21 protein-coding genes are annotated in these 19,680 nt (G+C 59.3%); 11 read left to right on the plus strand and 10 right to left on the minus strand.

The features are described 5' to 3' along the window. Positions 1–32: 32 nt before the first annotated feature. Both BM399_RS03050 and BM399_RS03055 read right to left on the minus strand, forming a co-directional pair. On the minus strand, positions 33–1,406 hold the full coding sequence (locus tag BM399_RS03050) for a glycoside hydrolase family 3 N-terminal domain-containing protein (RefSeq protein WP_092864052.1): 1,374 nt from the start codon (positions 1,404–1,406) through the stop codon (positions 33–35). A gap of 99 nt (positions 1,407–1,505) precedes the next feature. Continuing rightward, positions 1,506–2,360 carry an ABC transporter substrate-binding protein gene (locus BM399_RS03055; RefSeq protein ID WP_244531040.1) on the minus strand — a complete coding sequence of 285 codons (855 nt, stop codon included), beginning with the start codon at positions 2,358–2,360 and terminating at the stop codon, positions 1,506–1,508. A 140-nt stretch (positions 2,361–2,500) separates the two neighbouring features. Here BM399_RS03055 and BM399_RS03060 point away from each other — a divergent pair, with 140 nt between their 5' ends. Further along, positions 2,501–4,018 (plus strand): glycosyltransferase, encoded by a 1,518-nt coding sequence (locus BM399_RS03060; protein WP_092864058.1) that lies wholly within the window; start codon positions 2,501–2,503, stop codon positions 4,016–4,018. A gap of 30 nt (positions 4,019–4,048) precedes the next feature. Here the strand turns inward: BM399_RS03060 and BM399_RS03065 are convergent, their stop codons facing one another. After that, entirely contained in the window at positions 4,049–4,402 is a 354-nt protein-coding gene (locus BM399_RS03065) for a DUF3175 domain-containing protein (protein ID WP_092864061.1), read from the minus strand. Positions 4,403–4,615: 213 nt separating this feature from the next. Here BM399_RS03065 and BM399_RS03070 point away from each other — a divergent pair, with 213 nt between their 5' ends. Continuing rightward, positions 4,616–5,818 carry a class I SAM-dependent methyltransferase gene (locus tag BM399_RS03070; protein ID WP_425284049.1) on the plus strand — a complete coding sequence of 401 codons (1,203 nt, stop codon included), beginning with the start codon at positions 4,616–4,618 and terminating at the stop codon, positions 5,816–5,818. 15 nt (positions 5,819–5,833) lie between these two features. Here BM399_RS03070 and BM399_RS03075 read toward each other — a convergent pair whose 3' ends face one another. The 4 genes from BM399_RS03075 to BM399_RS03090 all read right to left on the minus strand — a co-directional run bounded on the left by BM399_RS03075 (position 5,834) and on the right by BM399_RS03090 (position 7,965). Next, complete coding sequence (locus BM399_RS03075) at positions 5,834–6,571, minus strand: lysophospholipid acyltransferase family protein (protein WP_092864067.1); 738 nt, start codon at positions 6,569–6,571, stop codon at positions 5,834–5,836. 162 nt (positions 6,572–6,733) lie between these two features. Further along, positions 6,734–6,880: a hypothetical protein gene (locus tag BM399_RS21045; RefSeq protein WP_177228026.1), complete on the minus strand. Its 147-nt coding sequence runs from the start codon at positions 6,878–6,880 to the stop codon at positions 6,734–6,736. A gap of 471 nt (positions 6,881–7,351) precedes the next feature. After that, entirely contained in the window at positions 7,352–7,576 is a 225-nt protein-coding gene (locus tag BM399_RS20840) for a hypothetical protein (RefSeq protein WP_143111310.1), read from the minus strand. 194 nt (positions 7,577–7,770) lie between these two features. Next, positions 7,771–7,965, minus strand: a complete 195-nt coding sequence (locus BM399_RS03090; RefSeq protein ID WP_092864077.1) for a hypothetical protein — start codon at positions 7,963–7,965, stop codon at positions 7,771–7,773. 355 nt (positions 7,966–8,320) lie between these two features. On the opposite strand from BM399_RS03090, the gene BM399_RS03095 reads away from it, so the two are divergent. The 3 genes from BM399_RS03095 to BM399_RS21050 all read left to right on the plus strand — a co-directional run bounded on the left by BM399_RS03095 (position 8,321) and on the right by BM399_RS21050 (position 9,397). Continuing rightward, positions 8,321–8,686 carry a hypothetical protein gene (locus BM399_RS03095; protein ID WP_143111311.1) on the plus strand — a complete coding sequence of 122 codons (366 nt, stop codon included), beginning with the start codon at positions 8,321–8,323 and terminating at the stop codon, positions 8,684–8,686. A 16-nt stretch (positions 8,687–8,702) separates the two neighbouring features. Continuing rightward, on the plus strand, positions 8,703–8,933 hold the full coding sequence (locus tag BM399_RS03100; RefSeq protein WP_092864083.1) for a hypothetical protein: 231 nt from the start codon (positions 8,703–8,705) through the stop codon (positions 8,931–8,933). 179 nt (positions 8,934–9,112) lie between these two features. Then, positions 9,113–9,397 (plus strand): hypothetical protein, encoded by a 285-nt coding sequence (locus BM399_RS21050; protein WP_177228027.1) that lies wholly within the window; start codon positions 9,113–9,115, stop codon positions 9,395–9,397. 132 nt (positions 9,398–9,529) lie between these two features. Here the strand turns inward: BM399_RS21050 and BM399_RS20845 are convergent, their stop codons facing one another. From BM399_RS20845 to BM399_RS03115, 3 genes are all read right to left on the minus strand, one after another. After that, complete coding sequence (locus BM399_RS20845; protein ID WP_143111312.1) at positions 9,530–9,817, minus strand: hypothetical protein; 288 nt, start codon at positions 9,815–9,817, stop codon at positions 9,530–9,532. A 1,128-nt stretch (positions 9,818–10,945) separates the two neighbouring features. After that, entirely contained in the window at positions 10,946–11,395 is a 450-nt protein-coding gene (locus BM399_RS03110; protein ID WP_092864085.1) for a hypothetical protein, read from the minus strand. 173 nt (positions 11,396–11,568) lie between these two features. Continuing rightward, positions 11,569–12,492: a LysR family transcriptional regulator gene (locus BM399_RS03115; protein WP_092864088.1), complete on the minus strand. Its 924-nt coding sequence runs from the start codon at positions 12,490–12,492 to the stop codon at positions 11,569–11,571. Between the two features lie 163 nt (positions 12,493–12,655). On the opposite strand from BM399_RS03115, the gene BM399_RS03120 reads away from it, so the two are divergent. From BM399_RS03120 to BM399_RS21460, 6 genes are all read left to right on the plus strand, one after another. Continuing rightward, entirely contained in the window at positions 12,656–13,717 is a 1,062-nt protein-coding gene (locus BM399_RS03120; protein ID WP_092864091.1) for an LLM class flavin-dependent oxidoreductase, read from the plus strand. A gap of 336 nt (positions 13,718–14,053) precedes the next feature. Further along, positions 14,054–15,022, plus strand: a complete 969-nt coding sequence (locus BM399_RS03125) for an ABC transporter substrate-binding protein (protein WP_092864094.1) — start codon at positions 14,054–14,056, stop codon at positions 15,020–15,022. Between the two features lie 41 nt (positions 15,023–15,063). After that, positions 15,064–16,287, plus strand: a complete 1,224-nt coding sequence (locus BM399_RS03130; protein WP_244531041.1) for a quaternary amine ABC transporter ATP-binding protein — start codon at positions 15,064–15,066, stop codon at positions 16,285–16,287. Then, positions 16,280–18,322 (plus strand): ABC transporter permease, encoded by a 2,043-nt coding sequence (locus BM399_RS03135; RefSeq protein ID WP_092864097.1) that lies wholly within the window; start codon positions 16,280–16,282, stop codon positions 18,320–18,322. The genes BM399_RS03130 and BM399_RS03135 overlap by 8 nt, the downstream gene beginning before the upstream one ends. Continuing rightward, positions 18,319–19,392 carry a flavin reductase family protein gene (locus BM399_RS03140; RefSeq protein WP_092864101.1) on the plus strand — a complete coding sequence of 358 codons (1,074 nt, stop codon included), beginning with the start codon at positions 18,319–18,321 and terminating at the stop codon, positions 19,390–19,392. Before BM399_RS03135 ends, BM399_RS03140 begins: the two co-directional genes overlap by 4 nt. Then, positions 19,280–19,651 (plus strand): tautomerase family protein, encoded by a 372-nt coding sequence (locus tag BM399_RS21460; protein WP_280140517.1) that lies wholly within the window; start codon positions 19,280–19,282, stop codon positions 19,649–19,651. The genes BM399_RS03140 and BM399_RS21460 overlap by 113 nt, the downstream gene beginning before the upstream one ends. Positions 19,652–19,680 lie beyond the last annotated feature (29 nt).

Raw genomic sequence — 19,680 nt, forward strand, 5'->3', positions numbered from 1 at the left:
GCTCAAGCGGATTGCATACGGCAGGCGCTGCATCACGGCGAGATCGAGGGGCTGAGCTGTTCAGCCTGAACCGGCGTCGAGGGTGGAATTTCGCGGTCATCGACGAAGACGTATCGCTTCAGCCGTTCTTGAAATTCCGCTTCGCGCGCGTGAGCCATCTCGCCCTTGGTGTCGGCCTCGATCAATGCCGACATGAGGATGTCGAAGTGCGCATCGAGCGCGCAGAGGAGGATCAAGTCGACCCCGGCGTTGACGGCTTTGACCGCGGCGCCGCCAACTCCGTCTTTCGAACCCGTCACCGCGCCCATGCTGAAATCGTCGGTGATCAGCAGTCCGTCGTTTTCGAAGCGCGGTCTCATCACCGTGTTGATCATGGCATCGGAGAAGGACGCGGGCGTCTCCTTGTCGATGGCGTCGACGCGTACATGGCCGACCATGGTCGCGATGCCGGGCTGGGTCATGACGCGGCGGAACGGCAGCCAGTCACTCAGCTCAAGCTGGCTTTCCTTCGCGGTGAGTTCGCCTGACGCAACGTGCGTGTCGCGTGCCACCCGGCCGAGGCCGGGGAAATGCTTGAGCGTACAGATGATGTTGAATTTCGTCAGTGTATCGCAGTACCAGCCTGCGACCTTGGCGACGAGGTAGGGGTCGCTGTCGATGGCACGCCAGAAGATGCGTGTTTCACCATCGTCACGGGAAGACTGGCCGAGCCGCAGATCGACAACGGGGCCGAAATTCATCGTTATGCCGAGGCGGTCGAGTTCGCGAGCTTGCGTTTCCGCATATTCGCGAACGGCCTTTTCGCGTTCGCTATCGGTCTTGAGTTTGGCGATGATCATTCCGAGCGTGGGCTGCCATTTCAGCGGCGGCGACAGCCGTGAAACGTAACCGCCTTCCTGGTCGGCCGCCACGATGAGACGCGGCATACCCTGTGCTCTGCGAATGTCCTGCAGGTCTTGAATGTCTTTGGCCACATCGGCGGCCTTGCGGCCGCGCACGTTGTGATCGGTGATGAAGATGCCGGCGATGGCCTTTTTCTCGACGAGGGGTTTGACCTCGGAGAAGCTCGCGAAACCCACGACGAGGCGACTGCCGAGCCGTTCGAGGAGCGCAGGATCGGACGCTAAGATCTCGGCTCTCGTCAGGAGCTTCTGCGGTCGCCTGGTTGCTGCCTGAGCTGCTCTTGCCGCCGCGGCTTTCGCTTTGGCGGCAACAGCCGCACGCCGGGCCAAGCGGTTTCGATAGAGGCGGGCCGCCTTATATTTTGCGCGCGCCGATCTCGCGGAATATTTACGCGCTCCCGATTTGGAATATCCGGCTTGAGCTTCTCCGCCGCCTTCAATCGGCGCGAGAAGCGCGACCGACAGGAACGCAAGAACAACGGCCCGGGCGATGGTTTTAATCATGCTCGACAAAGGTTCGCGGTTTTGAGACCCGTCCGCTGGGAGAATGCAAAAGTATTAGGCTTGCTTTTGCGTAACGCCCAGCTTCGACGATAATTAATCTCAATAAATTCTGACGGGAAAGTAGCGTTGAACGAGTTCTTCAAACCGCCCTGATGCCCTTACTCGCTCCAGAGCTTTGTTCAGCAGGAGCCTAATGCCAGGATCGGTTTTCGGAACGGCAATTGCGATGCCGTCGCCGAAGAACTTCGGTTCCAAGAAGGGGCCACCCCGCATTTCGCAACACTGACGCGATAACGTTCCGTTCAGCCAAAAGGCGAGGGATATTCCATCGTCGAAGATGAAGTCGGCTTTGCCGGCGGCCAACGCCTCGCGGGCCAAGTCGGCGTTTTCGTAGATCGCGAGCGGGCTATCGCGGAAGAAGGCCTTGAGGAAGGCTTCGTGTGCGGTGCCGCGCGCAACGGCGATGCGCTTTCCGTCGAGGCCGCTCGGTGTCATCTCGACTTGGGGCTGCTCCTTGCGTCCGGCGAACCGTCCGGGGGTGTGGAAGTAGCGATCCGTGAAGTCGACGTCTTTGAGCGCTGCGCCCGTCACCTTGTGAGCGGCGATGACGGCGTCGGCTTCGCCCTTCTTCAGGCCTGCGAAGAGAACTTCCCAAGGACGGGCCTTGATATCGCAGGACGTACCGAGCTCCAGGCAAATGGCGCGTGCGAGATCGACGTTGAAGCCGACCAGCACTCCGTCCTCATCATAGAAGTTGAAGGGCGGGAAATCGCTGTCGGTCAGAAACCGGATGACGACCCGGCGCGTGGGGGCGGTGTCTGTGGCTGTTTCCGTGGCCGCTGCTGCAACCCGTATCGGCCCCGCATTTTCGGAGAAGGCGGAGACGGCACTGCCGAGCGCCAATGTCACGAAGGCGGTGAAGGCGAGGAGGGCGTTCTGGACTCGTCTGTGCATCTTCATCCGCTCTTATTGCTCCCCTCGCGGACAGATCGCAAATCCGCGCGTCTTCCAGCTTTCAAATTTGCACACCTTGAGCATATACTTTGTCACTGGCTGGGCGAGGGCGGTCGCCGTGGGGGCCAACCAGGGGCTGAATGTTTGGGGCTCGGTCAAAAACACCGACTGCGCGTGCCGTACGGACGTCGCGCGCTGTTGTCCGCGGGCTCGGTTCGTCGCAATCGCAGTTTCAACGCGATATTGGGCAACTTGACCGCGCGGTCAACGATTTGCGGCGGCGGGCGCCGGACTTTTCCGCGGCTTCTCCGCTTCTTCTATGGCAGCGCGCCTTCCTCTTCTCGGCGCTGGCGGCGCTGACGGCCGGGCTGATCCTGATCAACGATTTCGGCCTCGTTCTCTGGTCGCTGACCATCACGTTGCCGTTCTTCATGATCTCCGCGGTTCGGCTGGTCGCGTTTTGGCAGGCGTGGAGGAACCCGAAGGGACGGCCGGAGCGGCGGTCTTTCGACCGGCGGTTCGACAGCCGGTTGCCGACGTTCTCCGTGCTCATCCCTCTCTACCGGGAAGTTGCCGTGGTGCCGGGCTTGCTCGATGCGCTTGCGCGTCTCGATTATCCGAGCGAGCTCCTCGAAATACTTTTCATCACCGAGGCGGACGATCAGGCGACGCGGCGAGCGATCGCGAACGCCGGACTTTATCCGAACATGAGAATGGTAACGGTTCCGCAGGGGCAGCCCAAAACGAAGCCGCGGGCGCTGAACTACGCGTTGCAGGATGCGCGCGGCGCGCTCGTGGTGGTCTTCGATGCCGAGGACGTTCCGGACGCTGACCAGCTTCGCCGCGCGGCTCATGCCTTCATCGAAGGCGGGCCGCGTCTTGCGTGCGTGCAAGCGCGGCTGTCGGTCTCGAACATGGACGACTCCTTTTTCAGCCGGCAGTTCGCGCTCGAGTACGCGGCGCTCTTCAGGGGCTTGCTTCCGGCGTTGGACTATCTCCGGTGGCCCATTCCTCTCGGCGGAACTTCAAATCATTTCCGGCGCGACGTTCTTCTCAAATGCGGCGGATGGGATCCATTCAACGTCACCGAGGATGCCGATCTCGGAATTCGACTGGCTCGCCTCGGGTACGAAGTGTCTCTCGTCGACTCGGAGACGATGGAAGAGGCCCCGACGACGTGGCGCACGTGGCTCGGTCAGCGTACGCGCTGGATCAAGGGCTGGATGCAGACGTATCTCGTTCATATGCGCCGCCCCTCTCGGCTTTGGCGCGATCTCGGTCCGTGGAAGTTTGCCGGCTTTCAGGTGACGATCTGCGCCATGCTCGTCTCGATGCTCTGCCATCCATGGTTCTATGTTCTGGCCGCGATATACAGCGTGATGGGAATGGGGGTTCTGCCCGAGAGTGAGCTTTTGCTTTGGCTGTGCGGAGCCAACCTCGCGACGGGTTATCTTTCCGCGGCTTCGCTCATCGCTATTACGTCCGCAGGGTCGGGCACGTTGCGACGCCTCTTCTCGGTTTTCTTTCTGCCGGTCTATTGGCTCGCGATTTCATTTGCCGCTTATCGCGCGGTTCTCGATTTGATGCTTCGGCCCTTCTATTGGGAGAAGACCACGCACGGGGTCAGCCGGGTTCGACCTCCCAGCAGGCGCGTTTGACGCCCAAGCGAAAATCATTATTTCGTCTGATTATTTCGTCCGGCCAAATGCCTTACGCAATTCGTCTTTGGCACGATCCAATGTCTGCCGGCGTTTGGCGGTCAGGTTCTTGCCTGCACGATTAATATAAAAGTTGAGCATCGACATCGCCGATTGAAATGGCGTCGTTTTTCGACGGTGGCTGCGTTCGGCCGAACGCTTCAGTGATTGCGCGATTTCCGCCGGTTTACGCGCGAACACATGGTTTTCGAGATCGAGCGCGTCGCTGTGCTCGGTGACCTCCGCGGACCAGAGGTGTTTTGGGCGGCTCTGTCCGCCGCTCTTGCGCTCTGCTTTCCGGCGATCCGTTTGCGACTGCTTGGATTTTTTTTCGCGCTGGGGCAAACTATAGTCCTTTAGACTGATTTTACCGCGTTGATCCAATGCAGGTGAAAAACCGAAGTTAGTCGCCTAAGTTCCGACCGCCGGGGAGCCTTTGGCCAGGAACCAAAAGGCCTTTCCGGTCGTTGTCTTTGTCGTTTGTGCGCAAACTAAGCGGCCCGGCCGATGAAACGTGCGTTGCAATCGCTTGTACGCCAATGCGTCCGTGAGGGCTCATTGACGCTGGAATTTCCCAGAGGTGATCGCGTCTCGGCCGGTGACGGCACGGGCCTGCCTCTCAAAGTGCGCTTGACGGATTCAAAAGCGGCTTTCAAACTTTTCTTTCATCCAGAGATGGCGCTCGGCGAGCTTTTCACCGATGGCCGATTGGAAGTCTCGGGCGGCACCATTTACGATTTGCTCGACCTCTTGGGGCGCAACCTTCACAGCCTGACGCCACCGCAGTTCGGACGCCTTCGCAACGTCTTGCGCACAACTGTCGGGCGGTGGACGCGGCGGAACTCCGAACGACTGGCGCGTGACAACGTCCATCACCATTACGACATCGACGATCGAATCTATGAATTGTTTCTCGACGCCGACCGGCAATATTCGTGTGCTTATTTCGATGCTCCGGGGCAGAGCTTGGATGCCGCCCAACTCGCCAAGAAGCGGCACATAGCAGCAAAGCTTCTTATTCCGCCTGGAGGCGCCAAGATTCTCGATATCGGCAGCGGGTGGGGTGGATTGGCGCTTTATCTCGCCGATATCGACGGCGCGGACGTCACCGGTTTGACGCTATCGCCCGAGCAGCTGAAGGTCGCGGAACGGCGGGGCAGGGAGCGAGGTCTCAGCTCCCGGGTTCACTTCCGGTTGGAAGACTACCGGGAGCTTCACGAGTCATTCGACCGGATCGTCTCCGTTGGAATGTTCGAGCACGTCGGTCCGAAGGACTACGACACTTACTTCGACATCGTTCAGCGGAGCCTCAACGATAACGGCGTTGCTTTGCTGCATACGATCGGGCGTATCGACGGCCGAAGCGCGGTCAATCCTTGGTTCGCAAAGTATATCTTTCCCGGCAGCTACCTCCCGTCACTTGCCGAGGTTCTTCCGTCCATCGAAAGATCGGGTCTCATCGTCACCGATATCGAGATCCTCCGGCTTCACTACGCCGATACGCTCGCCGCCTGGCGAAGCCGGTTCATGGCGCGGCGTGCAGAAGCTGCCGCCGTGCTCGACGAACGTTTCTGCAGGATGTGGGAATACTACCTGGCGGCGGCGGAAGCCGGTTTCCGATACGGGGGCCTTGTGGTCTTTCAGATACAGCTTGCGAAGACGATCGATGCCGTTCCGCGTGTCCGCAACTACATGGCAGCCGAAGAGGAAAGGTTGCGCCGGCGCGAAGAGGACATGGGCCGAAGCGTGGCCGCCGAGTGACTTCGCGGTGCTGCTTCAGCCGTTACGACTCGACGTCCTGCCAGACGGCTCCACATCTACCCTCGGCTCGGCCGCCTGAGCAATTTCATACGCTCTGCTCGTCACCGCGTTCAGAGACTTCTCGACCTCGCGCCGTTTGCGTTCGATTTCGTTTTCATCGGCGTCCGGTGCGACGAAAATCGGATCGCCGGCGACGAGGGCGAGTTTGGAGAATGGAAGATTGATCGTCATCCGGCTCCAGGAATTCAGCACGATAAATCTCGAGGTCGCGGCGGCAACGGGAATGATGGGGCGGCCGGAGAGGCGGGCCAATGTCACGATGCCATTACCCGCATGGCGCGGCCGGGACGGTGGGACGTCAGCCGTCATCGCGACGATGGACCCCTCTTCGAGCGCCCGCACTGCCGCTCGCAGCGCGTATGCGCCGCCGCGATCCCTCTTTCGGTGACCGGCACCAGCGCCACGAATTGCCGAGATGCCGAATTTGCTCAAGAAATGCGCCACGATCTCACCGTCGCCGTGACGCGAGACCATAGCTGCTACGGCGTATTCGCGCGTGTTGAGATCGGCAAGCATCATGAATTGCCCGTGCCACATCGCCATGATGAAGGGCACTTCGGCGCGCAGATCGTCGAAAAAAGTGGAGGGCTGGTAGACGGGTCGCGATGTCTTTTTAACTGCGTTGATCAATCCGGCTACGATGCGGCCAGCGATCCCCGCCAGAATCTTATTTCTTTTCGATACACGGGCCATTCTGTTTTAACCAGCGAGCTGCGTAGAGAGATTTCACCGCAATAGCCTAGCGGCCACCCAAAATTAGCGAAATCATGCGGGGATGCAATCGTCCCGCATTTGGCAACAGTCGCAGGTGCTGGGATAAAACTTTCGCGCAACAATGCTCACTTCGACAACGCTTCAACCGAGCATTTCAATGCCGAGGCTGATGAGGAGTGCGAGCGTTGTTGCTGCTACGACGCAAAGCAGAGCGATGAAAACATAGTATCCGTCGGAGGCTGGATGCTTGACCTCGTCGAACCGGATTTTTCCTGCATGCTTTGGCATACTGAAACTCGAAGGTAATTGCTGCCTCGTAACGAACTCGGCGACATAAAGCTCCCGTTGCCTACATTCAAGTTGGTGCGACCGAATTGCCTGAGAACGTGCGGCACTTATTCACGCACTGAGCATGTTCGTCCGATTAGCGCTTGCGATCGAGTTTCGTGATCGGCGCGTAACCAATCTCACGGCGACGTTCATCCAAAATTCAGAAGCAAAATCAGAAGAGAAGCAGGCGCGGCTTGGCGTTCAACATGCTCGCGCGCAGCATTATACGGGGTGACGTAATGGACAAATTTCGCGTTGTCGTGTGGTGTCAGTCATGCAGCGGTGACGATGAGGGATGCTTCGGCGGAGGGACTGGATTGCTCGATGGCGCCTTCGAGTCGTGGGAGGATGCCGACAAGGCCGGTGTTCGCTACTGCGCCGAGCTGCCGTACCAATATCGCATCGTCAACACCGGATCGTTGCAGGTTTTTACGCCCGCATCAGGTCACTTTGCTGGCTCAATGCCTCTTTGAGCGTTTGCTGGGCCATCTGCAATTTGCGGATCATATCTTCGTAATCAACCGCAGACTCGAGCGCTTCGGCAATAAGATAGTCGGCCTGCTCGAGTTTGGCTTCGAGGCGCGCGATGCGGGAGCGCGCATCGAAAAGCTCCGCCGGCTCATTATTGCTTACCGCAATGCTTTCATAAGTCATCGCCTGCTCCTACTCGCACGTTCTGGCGCACGTTCCGGCGTACGTTCGCTAGGCAACGCGTGAGGGCCACGAGGGTTCCTCGGACCTGTTCGTGCTCGCTAAAGCCGCAGCACCACCGCGGAACACCGGCGATCAAGGCCTTGGCGGGCGGTCCCAACGTACCGCCGCGCCTGCGAGGATCCTGACGCGGTTTCTCAGGCTGCTTGGTTCATTACAGCGGCGCGGAATTTCGATATATCGCGCTCGCCTTGATCGGCAATGGCGCAGAGACGCTGAACGACGTCATCAGTCGAAAGTTCAGGGCGGTGGCTCCGTGCCTCGGTGAGAATTTCATTGATGATGTGCGCGAGCTTTTTCAACTCGTCTGAGCTGTAACAGGTATTCTGCATGTCGTTCCTAAGCCAACGGAATGCCGGCTCGGCTCGCACCGAGCCGGCACCCTAACAAGCGGGGCTTGAGCCTCGCTCCGGGGTCAAAAACGCCTTCGATGACCGGTGGTTCCCGCATGCGCGTTTTCGCCCGCTGAGTGGCCGTCCGGCTGCATCTGCTGTGGCCGCAGCAGCGCAGCACGAAGGTATCGCGCAGGTTGGGCTTGACCATCCGTACCCAAATCAGATTGCTTAGCGGATGCCGACAGCAGCGTATGTGCTGAGTAGTTGTTGCCCATGAATCTACATGGCAATCTCTACCCCGAGGTTTGATCGGCAGCTGACAGAACCGCGCCGTCCCCAAATGGTTCTGTCCATGAGCGATAAGCTCAAAGAAGAGAGCGGCTTAAATGTCCGCTCTCTTTTTCTTTGTACGGATTATGTGGGGCGCTGCCGAGGAACCTCGTTCAATCAGCGCCGTTATCCTCCTGAGGAACGTTTGGAGGATAACGCCATGGCGTTAGAGCAAAACCGCGATTTTATAGATGTCGCAGACGAAGCGATCGCGCGGCGCGAAGCACGACGGGTGATCCTCGTCGGCGTCCTTGCCTTGTTCGTTCTGGGCGTCGTGCTTTTCTCGGTGTTGATGTACGGCCGCATCCTTACCGATGACGCGGGCATTGTTTCGGCAATCCCGGCTACGTCGGTTGCGCTCGACGGACCGGCGCGTAGCAGGCATTAACCGAGGAGATCGGATCATGGCTTTGTGGAGCGAAGGCCGGGGCCTGGATGAAGTCGTTCGCAAAACCGACAACACGTTGAACGTTCTTGTCGCGCTGCTGTTGGTGGCGTTCGCCTTGGCGGCCGGAAGTTATTATTATGGCCAGATGAATCCGAGGGTCGCGCCCGCGGCGATCAATGCTCCGGCTTCGGCGCCCGCGGCTCACTCAGATGCGGTTCATCCTACTGCACCGCAAGCGCAGCCTTGATGCGGTATGTGTGCGCCAAAAGTCAGCTTCCCATTTAGCGCTTCTCGACGTCTCCGGCGTCGTGAAATTGCGGCGTGTCCGTGAACGGATGTTCAGCTTAAATACATTCTCGTAAGCGCACACATTCTGCGAATTTTCCCGTTAGAGGTCTCCTTGTTTCTAAGCAATGGAGACACCCAATGAGAAAAGTCGTGTTCGGATTTATTGCAATAAGCAGCACCTTGATCGCGACGTCGGCGTTGGCGGAGCCAGCTTTCTCGACGAGGGCGCCGGCCGCTCAATCCATGGTTCAGAAAGCCGACTATTATCGCTGGCACCGTTGGCATGGTGGCCCGCGCTTCTATGGTGGTCCTGGATGGGGCTATGGATACGGCGGCTGCTACGGCGTTCGCCATCTGTGTGCCGATCGTTGGGGTTGGGGCGGCCCCGGATTCCGGCGCTGCATGTGGCGTCACGGCTGCTAACGGCGGTCCGGAAAATTTCAATTTCGAGGCCGGGAGCTTTTCCTCCCGGCCATTTTTTTTATCCGGCCGTCTGATGTTTTTGCGATCTCGCATCCGAGAAGTAAATCTGCTCGAGCTGCATTTGGATGCGGATCATTCAACGGCCTCTTTGGCAATCGAAATGCAATTGGTTTTTCGTTGATTTATCGCGTGCACCGCGTCATGGACAGCGGCCCAAAGGTGAGCGCCGGTGAACCCAATTTTCAGCTCGAGGACCGGTTTTTGATCCTCTTCTTGAAGAGCCATTAGAGTCTCCCTGCTTCCAAGAAAAGGAGAGGCGCAATGAAAAAAATCGTGTTCGGGATTGTCGCAATCAGCAGCGGCGTTATCGCGACGGCCGTTATCGCCGCGCCAAAAATACCAACCGCGCCAGCTGCTCAATCGATGGTTCAGCAGGCACAAAAGTTTGGTTGGCCCGATCGTCCGGGTGGTCCCGGTCCTGAACCAGGTCCTGGATGGGCCGCGGGCACCGTTTGCGATTCCGTAGAGCTAATGTGTGCCGCGCAATCGACCGCTGCTGGTGGCCAGCCGTATAACGTCTGCGTAGCGGCGTATGGCTGCCTATAGGCGGACATCGACAATTGAATTCCGGGGCCGGGAGGGTTCGCCTTTCCGGCCCTTGTTGTTGATTGCTGCCGACAACTTCTGCTGGCGGATGGTGTTTCGTTTGGCGAGGCCGCACTCGATAAAAATGCGGCTTCCGTAACGGCGCGTGCGTTCGGGATCTCAGTGCGAGAGGTTACGCAGTCGGCGGATCAAAGGAGGGCGGCCGTGAACCCGATGTTCAGCTTCCAATCCGGGAATTCCATACTCGCTCTGAGGCGCCGTTAGGGTCTTCGTGCTTCTAAGCAATGGAGACGCGCAATGAGAAAAATTGTGTTCGGGTTTATTGCGTTCAGCAGCATCGCGATTGCAACGGTTGCAGTCGCAGAGCCTAGGCTCACGACGGCGCCTGCGGCCTCGCCAATGATTCAGCAGGCGCAGGGCGGTCCGCCGCCTCCGCCGCCGGGTGTCGGTCCACCTCCTCCTCCTCCTCCGGGCGGTCCTGCATGGGGATGCGATTCCGTGCAGCAAATGTGCACCAATCAATGGGGCATGGGCGGCTTCTGGTTCAATCGATGCATGTGGCTACGGGGCTGCTGATCGGTGCCAGCCGAAGGCGTGTTTCGCGGCCGGGGCGGTGACGTCTTCCCGGCCGTTTTCTTCGGGAAAGCTTGCAACGTATGATCCGTTGGCTGACGGGGGCGCCGAATATCAGGTGCCGAGAAAACGAGGGAGCGGACAAATTATTTTGTTTCGCGAGACGCTTCGACGTTTCGCGCGTGCACGTGCTAGAAGCGGTCGGGGTTACGTTGGAGGGGTAGCTGCCATGCTTGAGGATATCAAGATGGTTTTGGCACTGGGCGTGCCACTCGTTTTAGGAATCTATTTGATTTCTCTTCTCAGGCACGACTCGGCGAGAAAGAAGCGAAAGGCCAAATAGCCGGCAGGCCTTTCGCTCCGTGTGCACTACTCTTTTTTCTGGGTGGTCAGCTCGTTCCACTTGTCTCCGAGCTGTTTCTTGAGATCGTCGATCTTTTTGGAGGCTTCGTCCGTCTTGGCTGTGAAGGCGGCGCGAGCGGCGGTGTAGTCGGCGTCCGGAAGTTCGAACTCCGTCATGAACGGGCAACCGCCGTGACTGAGGTTCGGCGCGGCGAACCGGACACGAGTCGTCGCCGGAGCGGCGCCCGGACCGACCTTCATGATGACCGCATCCTTGTCCAGATGGCACTTGTCACCCTTCGCGAGTTTCTTCATGTCGACGGTGACGAACTTGCCGCCTTCGTTGAGCAAGGTGACATCCATTGCGCTCGGCAGAAACGCCAACTCGATGTTGTTATCCGCGTCGGCGGCGTGCACCGAGAACGGGATTGCCGCAGCGGCAACGGCGATCAGAATTTGCTTGGTCAGAAATTTCATGGTTGGCGATCCTCTTTATCGTTCATCAGTGCAAAGTCGTGACGCGCTGGAGCAAATGCTTTGGGCATTTCATATGTCGACAATATGTACGCTGATACTGCATCCGCAAATATTGTCAGGTCGAGGGAAACTCGCCGCCGGGTAGTTGCAATTTTCGGCGGCGGACGCCGCCGTCAGGTGAGCGTGCCGGCCTTCTGGTCGAAGCTCGCTCGCGCCCTGGCTGCCGAAGACGGAATTGTTTCCAACTCATCATCCGCAGGGCGGCTGATGGCGGAGATGAAATTGTCGACAAAAGTCCGCCGGTCGCCGGCTTCGAGCAGCGCTGCGTCAAAGACGGCGTAGATGCCGACGTCGAACACGGGTGCGCGAGGAACGGGATGGAGCCGTCCGGGCAAAGCGTTGATCCAACGGCGAGGCAAGTAGGCTGAACCGCCCACACGCAAGATATATTCGAGTGCCGCGCCGCCATCGCTGAATGTTACGATCGGCGTATCGTCGACGGGATAGGCACGAAAAACCTCATCACTAAATTTGCGCCCCCAATCGATGTACACGTATTTCGGATCCCATCGCACGAGTTCTCGCCGTATCGTGGCCGCGAGCACGAGTTCATCTGTCAACAGCTTGGTAGCCGACCAGCCTGCTTTCAGCGCCGGTTCATGAAAAATCGCGACGTCGACTTCGCCGGCATTCAGCTTGGCCGCCGTCGTTGCTGGATCGGCGACGATTGCGTTGATCGCGACGGTCGGCTCGTGGCGCTGAAACGACGCGAGATAGGAGGACATCAAATCCCCCCATATAACGGGTGATGCGGCGATCGACAGAATACCGTTGAAGCCGTTCGGCAGAGCTATTTCGCGACGCGCCTTGTGCCAGTTGCGCACGACCGACTGGGCATAGGGCAGGAACACGCTTCCTGCCTGGGTCAAGGTTACGCTTGTGCGCGAACGGCGAAACAGGCGCTGGCCGAGACTGTCTTCCAGCATTTGGATGCGAGCGCTGACGGTCGACGGCGTGACGCAAAGCACTTCCGATGCGCGAAAGAAATTTCCCGCTTCGGCGATCTTCACGAACGTCTCGAGGGCTTCGATCTGCATTCCCACGATCCTTAGGCAGTAGCCGTCGCCCACGATTGGGTGTTGCACTGCGATATCGACAGTTCGACAAAGTCGAATGATTTATATCAATAAAATCGCTTTATCGATCTTTCAAGCCTTCATAACGTTCGCTGCATGATCGCTTGCAGGGTTGGATAAGTGGATGCGCTTCAACTACTTCCTCACAACGTTCCTTCCCCGAAAAGACTACGGCGGTGATCGTCTTTACCGGGAAGTGATTGAGCAAGCCGTTCATGCCGACGCCCTTGGCTTCGATGCGGTTTCGATCCCCGAGCACCATCTCATCAACCTTCTGATCATCCCGTCGCCACTCCAGATGGCGACCAAAATCGCGACGTTGACGCGAAACGTCGACGTCGTCATATCGATCTCGGTTCTGCCGATTCGCGATATGCGCGTGTTCGCCGGTGAGGTCGTCCAGGCCGACATTCTTTGCGATAACCGCTTGGTCCTGGGCGTCGGACGTGGCGCGTTCGCGGCGGAGCTGGCCGGCCTCGGTGTACCTCTCGCGGAGACACCGCAAAGGTTCACTGAATCGCTATCGGTCCTCGAGGCGCTGCTGACGCGCGAAAACGTCTCTTGGGACGGCGACTATTACAAGTTCGACGGGATAACGGTGATGCCGCGCCCGGAGCGGCCGGTCCCAATCATGATCGCTACGATAACGCCCGATGCGATTTATAATTACGCCAAGCGCGGGTATGACGTTCAGACGACGCCGCTCAACTCGTCGTTCGAAGTGCTTCTCGAGCAGGTCAATGCCTTCAGGAAGGGCAGGAGCGAGGCGCCGGCGTGTGTGCGTTCGCCGAAGCTGTCGCTGCAGAGAGTCATTTATCTGGCTCGCGACGACGCTGAAGCCCGTCACATCGGACACTCCGTCTACGATTATTACAAGCGCTTCGACAACGTCTTCACCGGGCCGGGTGTCCTCCGCGACGGCATGGTCGAAGCATTGCCTCGCAAGCAGCAGTTCGAGGAGATGATGGACAATCTCCTGATCTGTACGAAATCGCGAATGCTTGAAAGCTTGTCGAGGTACGCCGAAGCAGGCATTGACGAAGTCATCATGAGTTCGGGGTTCGGTCTGCCGCAGGCGGACATGCTCGAAATGATGGAACGCTTCGCGACGGAAATCATGCCCCACTTCAAGCCGACGAAACCAGCACGTCTGGATGCAGCCGTCTCCTCGGCCCAGATCGGATAAATCGCTCATGTCGCGACGAATGAAAACTCTGCCCGCAGGTCTAGCTCCATAAGGTAGTAACGCATTGGCATCCGCAGCGCCTCAACACGAACTCGTCGTCATCCGCGCGCGCTCCAGTCGCCGCGCGGTGCCGGCAAAGCCGTCGGCTGCGGACGAAAAAATACCGGTGATCGAGTTAAATCTCGCCGACCCATTCCAATCCCTGCGAAACGATTGGGATTTTTCAGCCGAGCGCCAACCCCTTCTCAATTCTAGCCGCTTGCCCGCGGAAAGTGCGGAATCGGTTCGTGCCCGGAACTGTACGACCCTTCAACGTCAAGCCCAAATGGAGCGGACATGATCAGGAAGTTCACGCGTGCCCTTGCGATAGTGACTGCGGCGTCCGGGTTCGCGGCAGCAGCCTCTGCCGGCGATTGGAAGCCAGAGTCTACCGATCCCATCAAGCTTACAATCAACGAATGGACCGGCCAGACGATCACCACGCACATCGCGGGGAAGATCCTGAAAAACATGGGGTACAACGTCGAGTACGTCGTGGCCGGCTATTTTCCGCAGATGACGGCGTTGCAAGACGGTAGCGTCACCGCGGCGCTCGAGATCTGGACGACCAATATCGGCGATGCCTACGACAAGGCGCTTGAGACGAAGAACGTCGTCGATGTGGGCGGCCTTGGCATTAAGCCCGTCGAGACCTGGTTCTATCCCGCCTACATGGAAGAGACGTGCCCGGGATTGCCCGATTGGAAGGCACTCAAGAATTGCGCAGCGGTCTTTGCGACACCTGATACGGCGCCGGAGGGACGCTTCCTCGATTATCCCGCCGATTGGGGCACGACGAACAAGGATAGAATAAAAGCTCTCGACCTGCCCTTCGTTGCAATTCCCGCCGGCAGCGAAGGCGCGATCGTCGCCGAGATCAAATCTGCGTTCGCCAAGAAAACGCCGCTGGTCGTGATGTGGTACAAGCCCCACTGGGTCTACGGCAAATACGATCTTCGCCAAGTCGAGCTGCCACCCTACGAGGATGGATGTTTCGACAAACACGAGGTCGGCCTCAATCCGAATGCGACATACGACTGCGACTTCGTTCGTGGGGATGTGAGGAAGGTCGCCTGGGTCGGGATGGCCGAGAAGTGGCCTGCGGCGGTGAAGCTCATTTCGTCTCTGCGTATCACGAACGACGAGCAGATCGAGATGATAACCAAGATCGATGAAGGCGGCGCATCCCTCGACGCCGTAACGACCGATTGGCTAGCGGCAAACGAAAAAACCTGGAAGGGTTGGGTTGCCGACGCGGAGAAGTAGTGCCGGGCGGCAAAGGCGTGATCCGGCTTCGAGGTTAAGCAATGAAGTTATTTGCAACATGGAAAGCAGCCTTATCGGCCACCATTCCCGTTGCCGGAGAACCGATGTTCGCCTTGGCCGAAGGTTCCGCAGGTGTGGATTCTTCGCGTGGACGATCCACTGACGTGAAAGCGGCGCAGAGCAGTGTTCCTGCGCCGCAAGAAAACCGGCCGGCGAAAGCCGAGCCAATTCTTTCCTGCCGCGATCTATGGAAGGTCTACGGCGGCGACGCGCGACGGGTTCGCGCGATCCTTGCGGAAGGGTCGTCGCGCGACGAGAAGATTGCACGCCTCATCGCCGAGGGGGCCAATCCTTCAGTCGCCGGCGTCAGCCTCGATGTCCGGAACGGCGAGATCCTCATGGTCATGGGGCTTTCCGGTTCCGGAAAGTCGACGATGGTGCGCTGTCTATCGCGTCTGATCGAGCCCGAAGCGGGCGAAGTTCGCTTCGAAGGACTTGATCTCCTGCAGGCGAAGCCGGCCGACCTGACTGAGATCCGCCGCCGAAAAATCGGCATGGTCTTTCAGAACTTCGGCTTGATGGGCCATCTGACGGCTATCAATAACGTAGCGTTTCCGTTGCGTGTTCAAGGCATGGCCCTTGCCGACCGGCTGGCGAAGGCGCGCGGCATGCTCGAACTCGTCGGGCTGGCGGGTCGCGAAGACTGCTTGCCGCATCAACTTTCAGGCGGTCAACAGCAGCGCGTCGGTATCGCGCGGTCGCTGATCACCGATCCCGATCTCTGGTTCCTGGACGAGCCTTTCAGCGCACTCGATCCGCTCATCCGCAAACAAATGCAGGACGAGTTCCTTCGGCTGCAGGCGAAGCTCCACAAGACGATCATCTTCGTTACGCACGACTTCCTCGAGGCTGCGAGGCTTGGCGACCGCATTGCCATCATGAAGGACGGCAAAATCGTTCAAATCGGCTCGGTACTCGATTTTCTCCTGAACCCTGCGGACGACTATGTCCGCAGTTTTGTTGCGGACGTGCCGGCGCTGCGCGTCGTCAAGGCGGGTCAAATTGCGGTGCCGGCGAAAGAGCCGTTCAGCTCGCAAGGCGATCCGGTCGTCAATGCAGACGAGTCGATCGAGTCGACCCTCAAATGCTTCTTAGGCGGTGCGCAGCGGGTCGTCGTGCGCAAGGCCGACGGGACCATCGCCGGTGTGATCGATCACAACCTCATAAAGTCCTTCCTGGGTCGAACGAACAGCGGTCATGCTTGAGGCGTTTCCAAATCGCCAATCTTTGACGGCGCTCGGGTGCTTCGGGGCGCTCGCGCTGGCGGTTCTGGCGGTGATGTTCGGACGTGAGCTCTCGTGGCTCGCACAGGTTCCTGCATCGTTCAGCTTACCGGTGTCGAATTGGACCAACGCCGCTATTGCCACATTCAGCACCGAGTTTCGTTCTCTGTTTCGCTTCGTCGGTGACGCGCTCAACTGGCAGCTGAAGACGTTGCAGTCGGTGCTCCTCGATATACCGTGGAGCGTGATGATCGTCGTTCTGACGCTCGGCGCACTTCGGATTGCCGGACCGGGGCTCGCCGCGCTCACGGCTACGACCTGCCTCTACATCGTATTTGCCGGGTACTGGAAGGAAAGCATCGCCACGCTGACGCTGGTGTCTCTGGGATTGCCGCTTGCCTGTATTTTCGGGGCGGCCCTCGGCATCCTCGCGCACTCGAACCGGTACGTGGCGGCGGCCGTCGATGCCGTGCTCGATGTCATGCAGACCGTTCCGGCGTTCGCCTATCTCACGCCATTGATCGTGCTCTTCGGTTTCGGGCCGGTGGCCGGGCTTGTCGCGAGCGTGCTCTTCGCGCTTCCTCCAATGACGCGCAACGTGAAGGTGGGGCTGGATCAGACGCCGCGCGAGACCATCGAAGCCGCCGAGATTGCGGGCTGTAGCAGACTTCAGATGTTTGCGCTGGTGCGCCTCGGGGCGGCAACGCGCCAGATTCTGATGGGCCTCAATCAAACGATCATGGCGACTCTCAGCATGGTGATCTTTGCCGCCGTCATCGGCGGTTTCGAGGACATCGGCTGGGAGGTTCTGCGGGCGGCTCGCCGCGCCGAATTCGGCAACGGCATTATTGCGGGACTGGTCGTTACGCTGCTCGCAATTCTGCTCGATCGGGTCAGCGAGGCGGCGTTCGTGCGCGAGCGGCAGCCGCAAAACAAACTGTCCGCGCCAAGCTTCTGGGGACTTGCCGTTCTCGCCGGTGGCGTCGTCTGGGTCGTCATCGCGCCGCTGTTGCCGTCGCCTGCGCAGCTCTCGATGCGCCCTTATCTGGCGCCGGTTCTCAATGACTCCCTGATGTCGGTGAGCGTCTATCTCTCAACGGTCACGGCAACCCTCAAAAGCGTCATCACAACGTACTTTCTCCTGCCGCTCCGCATCGGATTGGTACGGTCGCTGACGCCTGCGATCTGGGGTTTCGAAATGAGCCCCGCTCTGATGGCCATCTACGTCACGGTCTTCTGCGGCTCGGCGCTGGTTTTGGCGTTCCGTCAGCAGGTCGGCGCCGCTCTCGGTGTGCTGTTCGCGGGGCTTCTGCTTTATACGGGCTTCTCCGGAATGCCGTGGCTGCCGCTGATAGCCGGTCTGACGCTGGTCGGTTGGTGGCTTGGTGGCATTCGCCTCGCTGCGATAACTGCCGGCGGGTTGATGGCGATAGCAGTCAGCGGCTTTTGGCCGTCGACGATGTTCTCAGCTTACCTGATGGCGGCGTCGATCATCACAGCGATCGTGCTCGGCGGGTTGCTCGGCGTGCTCGCAGCCGAATACGAACCGGTATCGCGCACGATGCGGCCGGTGAACGATTTCCTGCAAACGATACCGCCGTTCGTCATCCTCATTCCGCTGATCATGTTTTTCCAGGTCGGCGATTTCTCGAGCTATCTGGCGATCGTCGCCTACGCGATCGTGCCAATGGCGAGATACACGGAACAGGGGTTGCGGCATGTGCCGGCGACGCAGAGCGATGCCGGCCACCTTGCCGGCTGCACCTCGCTGCAACTGCTCTTCCTTGTGAAATTTCCGGCCGCGCGGAGCGATATCATCCTTGGGCTGAACCAGACGATCATGGCGGCTCTCGCGATGCTGGCGGTCGCCGCACTCGTCGGCTCACGTGGTCTTGGACAGGACGTCTACATCGCGCTCAGCAAGGCCGATTCGGGGATGGGCCTGCTCGCGGGTCTGAGCATCGCGATGATTGCGATGATATCGGACCGCTTCATGCGGCGGATGGCGGTGCGATGATGGGAAGTATGCAGCAGCAGCCTCAACAGGATGGCGTGGTTCCGCGTGCCGATTGGGTGGATGCCGAGATCTGCGATCGCCGGCAGTTTCGCGATCTGCTCGGCAGCTTCATGACCGGGATCACCGTTGTCGCGACGCGCGACGAGCAGGGCGAACTTCGCGCGTTTACCGCAAATTCGTTTACCTCCGTCTCGCTCGATCCGCCGCTTGTGCTCGTCTGCATCGCGAAAACGGCTTCGAGCGTGGAAGCGTTCGCACGCGCGGATACCTACAGCATCAACATCCTGGGTGACTGGCAGCGCGATCTGGCGAGCGCTTTCGCGTCGCGCGGCGCTGCCAAAATCGAAGCGCTCGGCAATCTCAGCGCGGGCGATCCGCCGGTGCTCGATCGCAGTCTCGCTACGCTGTGCTGCACGCGGGAGCAGCTTGTTGAAGCGGGTGATCACATCGTTCTCATCAGCCGGGTACGCAGCTTCAAAGACGGTGCCGGGCAGCCGCTTGGATATTTCCGAGGCGGCTACGTCGCCTTGGGCCTCGCTGAGCAGTCGCTCGAGAGATTGGGGGTGCCGCTGCTCGTCGGCGGCCTTCTGGCGAATGATGGCCGTGTCGTTCTCTGCCGGCGTCCGGGATCGTCCGAATTCGAAATCCCGTTGGCGCCACTGCGTCCCGGCGAGCGCCACAGCAGCGTCATTCGCGATCTCTTCCTGCGGCTCGGGATAGAAGCCACTCCGCTCTTTCCCTACTCCGTCTTTCAGGAGCAGGGCCAACCGCAAACAACGATGATTTTTACGGTCGAAGCGACGGCGCCGGTTCAGTGCGGAACGCTCGCCGACGGTACGGCGATCGCCGCATTCGGAGAGGCCGACGAACCATGGAAGCTCGTCAAGGGCGACATGATCGAAGGCATGCTGAGGCGCTTCTTTCGCGAGCAAGCCGCCGGCAACTTCGGGCTTTATTGTGATACCGCGGACGGCGGCCGCATCGCTCCCATCGGCAACGGCGCCCGGCATTGGAGCGAATGGGAGCCCGGTCACTCGACCTCGCAATCGACCACCGCCGCTCAAAAGTAGCACGCAATTCGAACGTCTTAACGACAGGAGACTACGCATGCCCATTATCCGAGTTGAAATGTTCAAAGGGCGGACGCCCGATCAGAAGCAGCGCCTGGTAAAGGCGTTCACTGAAACGGTCACCGACGTCTGCGGACTGAAGCCGCAAGCGGTGCAGGTGATTTTCCAAGACATGGATCCCGGCGATTATGGCGTCTCTGGCGAGCTCTTCTCGCTGCGCGCGCCCGCGCCCGCGGTGACGCCCGCAAAGTCCGGTTGAGAGCCGCAACGCAGAACATCGACAAACTC

The organism is Hyphomicrobium facile (assembly GCF_900116175.1).
In the GTDB taxonomy this organism is placed as follows: Bacteria; Pseudomonadota; Alphaproteobacteria; order Rhizobiales; family Hyphomicrobiaceae; genus Hyphomicrobium_B; species Hyphomicrobium_B facile.

Bases quoted from the DNA above. Each gene is read 5' to 3' on its own strand.
- BM399_RS03050 (WP_092864052.1), bottom strand. From the start codon at position 1,406: ATGATTAAAACCATCGCCCGGGCCGTTGTTCTTGCGTTCCTGTCGGTC.
- BM399_RS03055 (WP_244531040.1), bottom strand. From the start codon at position 2,360: ATGCACAGACGAGTCCAGAACGCCCTCCTCGCCTTCACCGCCTTCGTG.
- BM399_RS03060 (WP_092864058.1), top strand. From the start codon at position 2,501: ATGTTTGGGGCTCGGTCAAAAACACCGACTGCGCGTGCCGTACGGACG.
- BM399_RS03075 (WP_092864067.1), bottom strand. From the start codon at position 6,571: ATGGCCCGTGTATCGAAAAGAAATAAGATTCTGGCGGGGATCGCTGGC.
- BM399_RS21045 (WP_177228026.1), bottom strand. From the start codon at position 6,880: ATGCCAAAGCATGCAGGAAAAATCCGGTTCGACGAGGTCAAGCATCCA.
- BM399_RS20840 (WP_143111310.1), bottom strand. From the start codon at position 7,576: ATGACTTATGAAAGCATTGCGGTAAGCAATAATGAGCCGGCGGAGCTT.
- BM399_RS03090 (WP_092864077.1), bottom strand. From the start codon at position 7,965: ATGCAGAATACCTGTTACAGCTCAGACGAGTTGAAAAAGCTCGCGCAC.
- BM399_RS03095 (WP_143111311.1), top strand. From the start codon at position 8,321: ATGAGCGATAAGCTCAAAGAAGAGAGCGGCTTAAATGTCCGCTCTCTT.
- BM399_RS03100 (WP_092864083.1), top strand. From the start codon at position 8,703: ATGGCTTTGTGGAGCGAAGGCCGGGGCCTGGATGAAGTCGTTCGCAAA.
- BM399_RS21050 (WP_177228027.1), top strand. From the start codon at position 9,113: ATGAGAAAAGTCGTGTTCGGATTTATTGCAATAAGCAGCACCTTGATC.
- BM399_RS03110 (WP_092864085.1), bottom strand. From the start codon at position 11,395: ATGAAATTTCTGACCAAGCAAATTCTGATCGCCGTTGCCGCTGCGGCA.
- BM399_RS03115 (WP_092864088.1), bottom strand. From the start codon at position 12,492: ATGCAGATCGAAGCCCTCGAGACGTTCGTGAAGATCGCCGAAGCGGGA.
- BM399_RS03120 (WP_092864091.1), top strand. From the start codon at position 12,656: ATGCGCTTCAACTACTTCCTCACAACGTTCCTTCCCCGAAAAGACTAC.
- BM399_RS03125 (WP_092864094.1), top strand. From the start codon at position 14,054: ATGATCAGGAAGTTCACGCGTGCCCTTGCGATAGTGACTGCGGCGTCC.
- BM399_RS03130 (WP_244531041.1), top strand. From the start codon at position 15,064: ATGAAGTTATTTGCAACATGGAAAGCAGCCTTATCGGCCACCATTCCC.
- BM399_RS03135 (WP_092864097.1), top strand. From the start codon at position 16,280: ATGCTTGAGGCGTTTCCAAATCGCCAATCTTTGACGGCGCTCGGGTGC.
- BM399_RS03140 (WP_092864101.1), top strand. From the start codon at position 18,319: ATGATGGGAAGTATGCAGCAGCAGCCTCAACAGGATGGCGTGGTTCCG.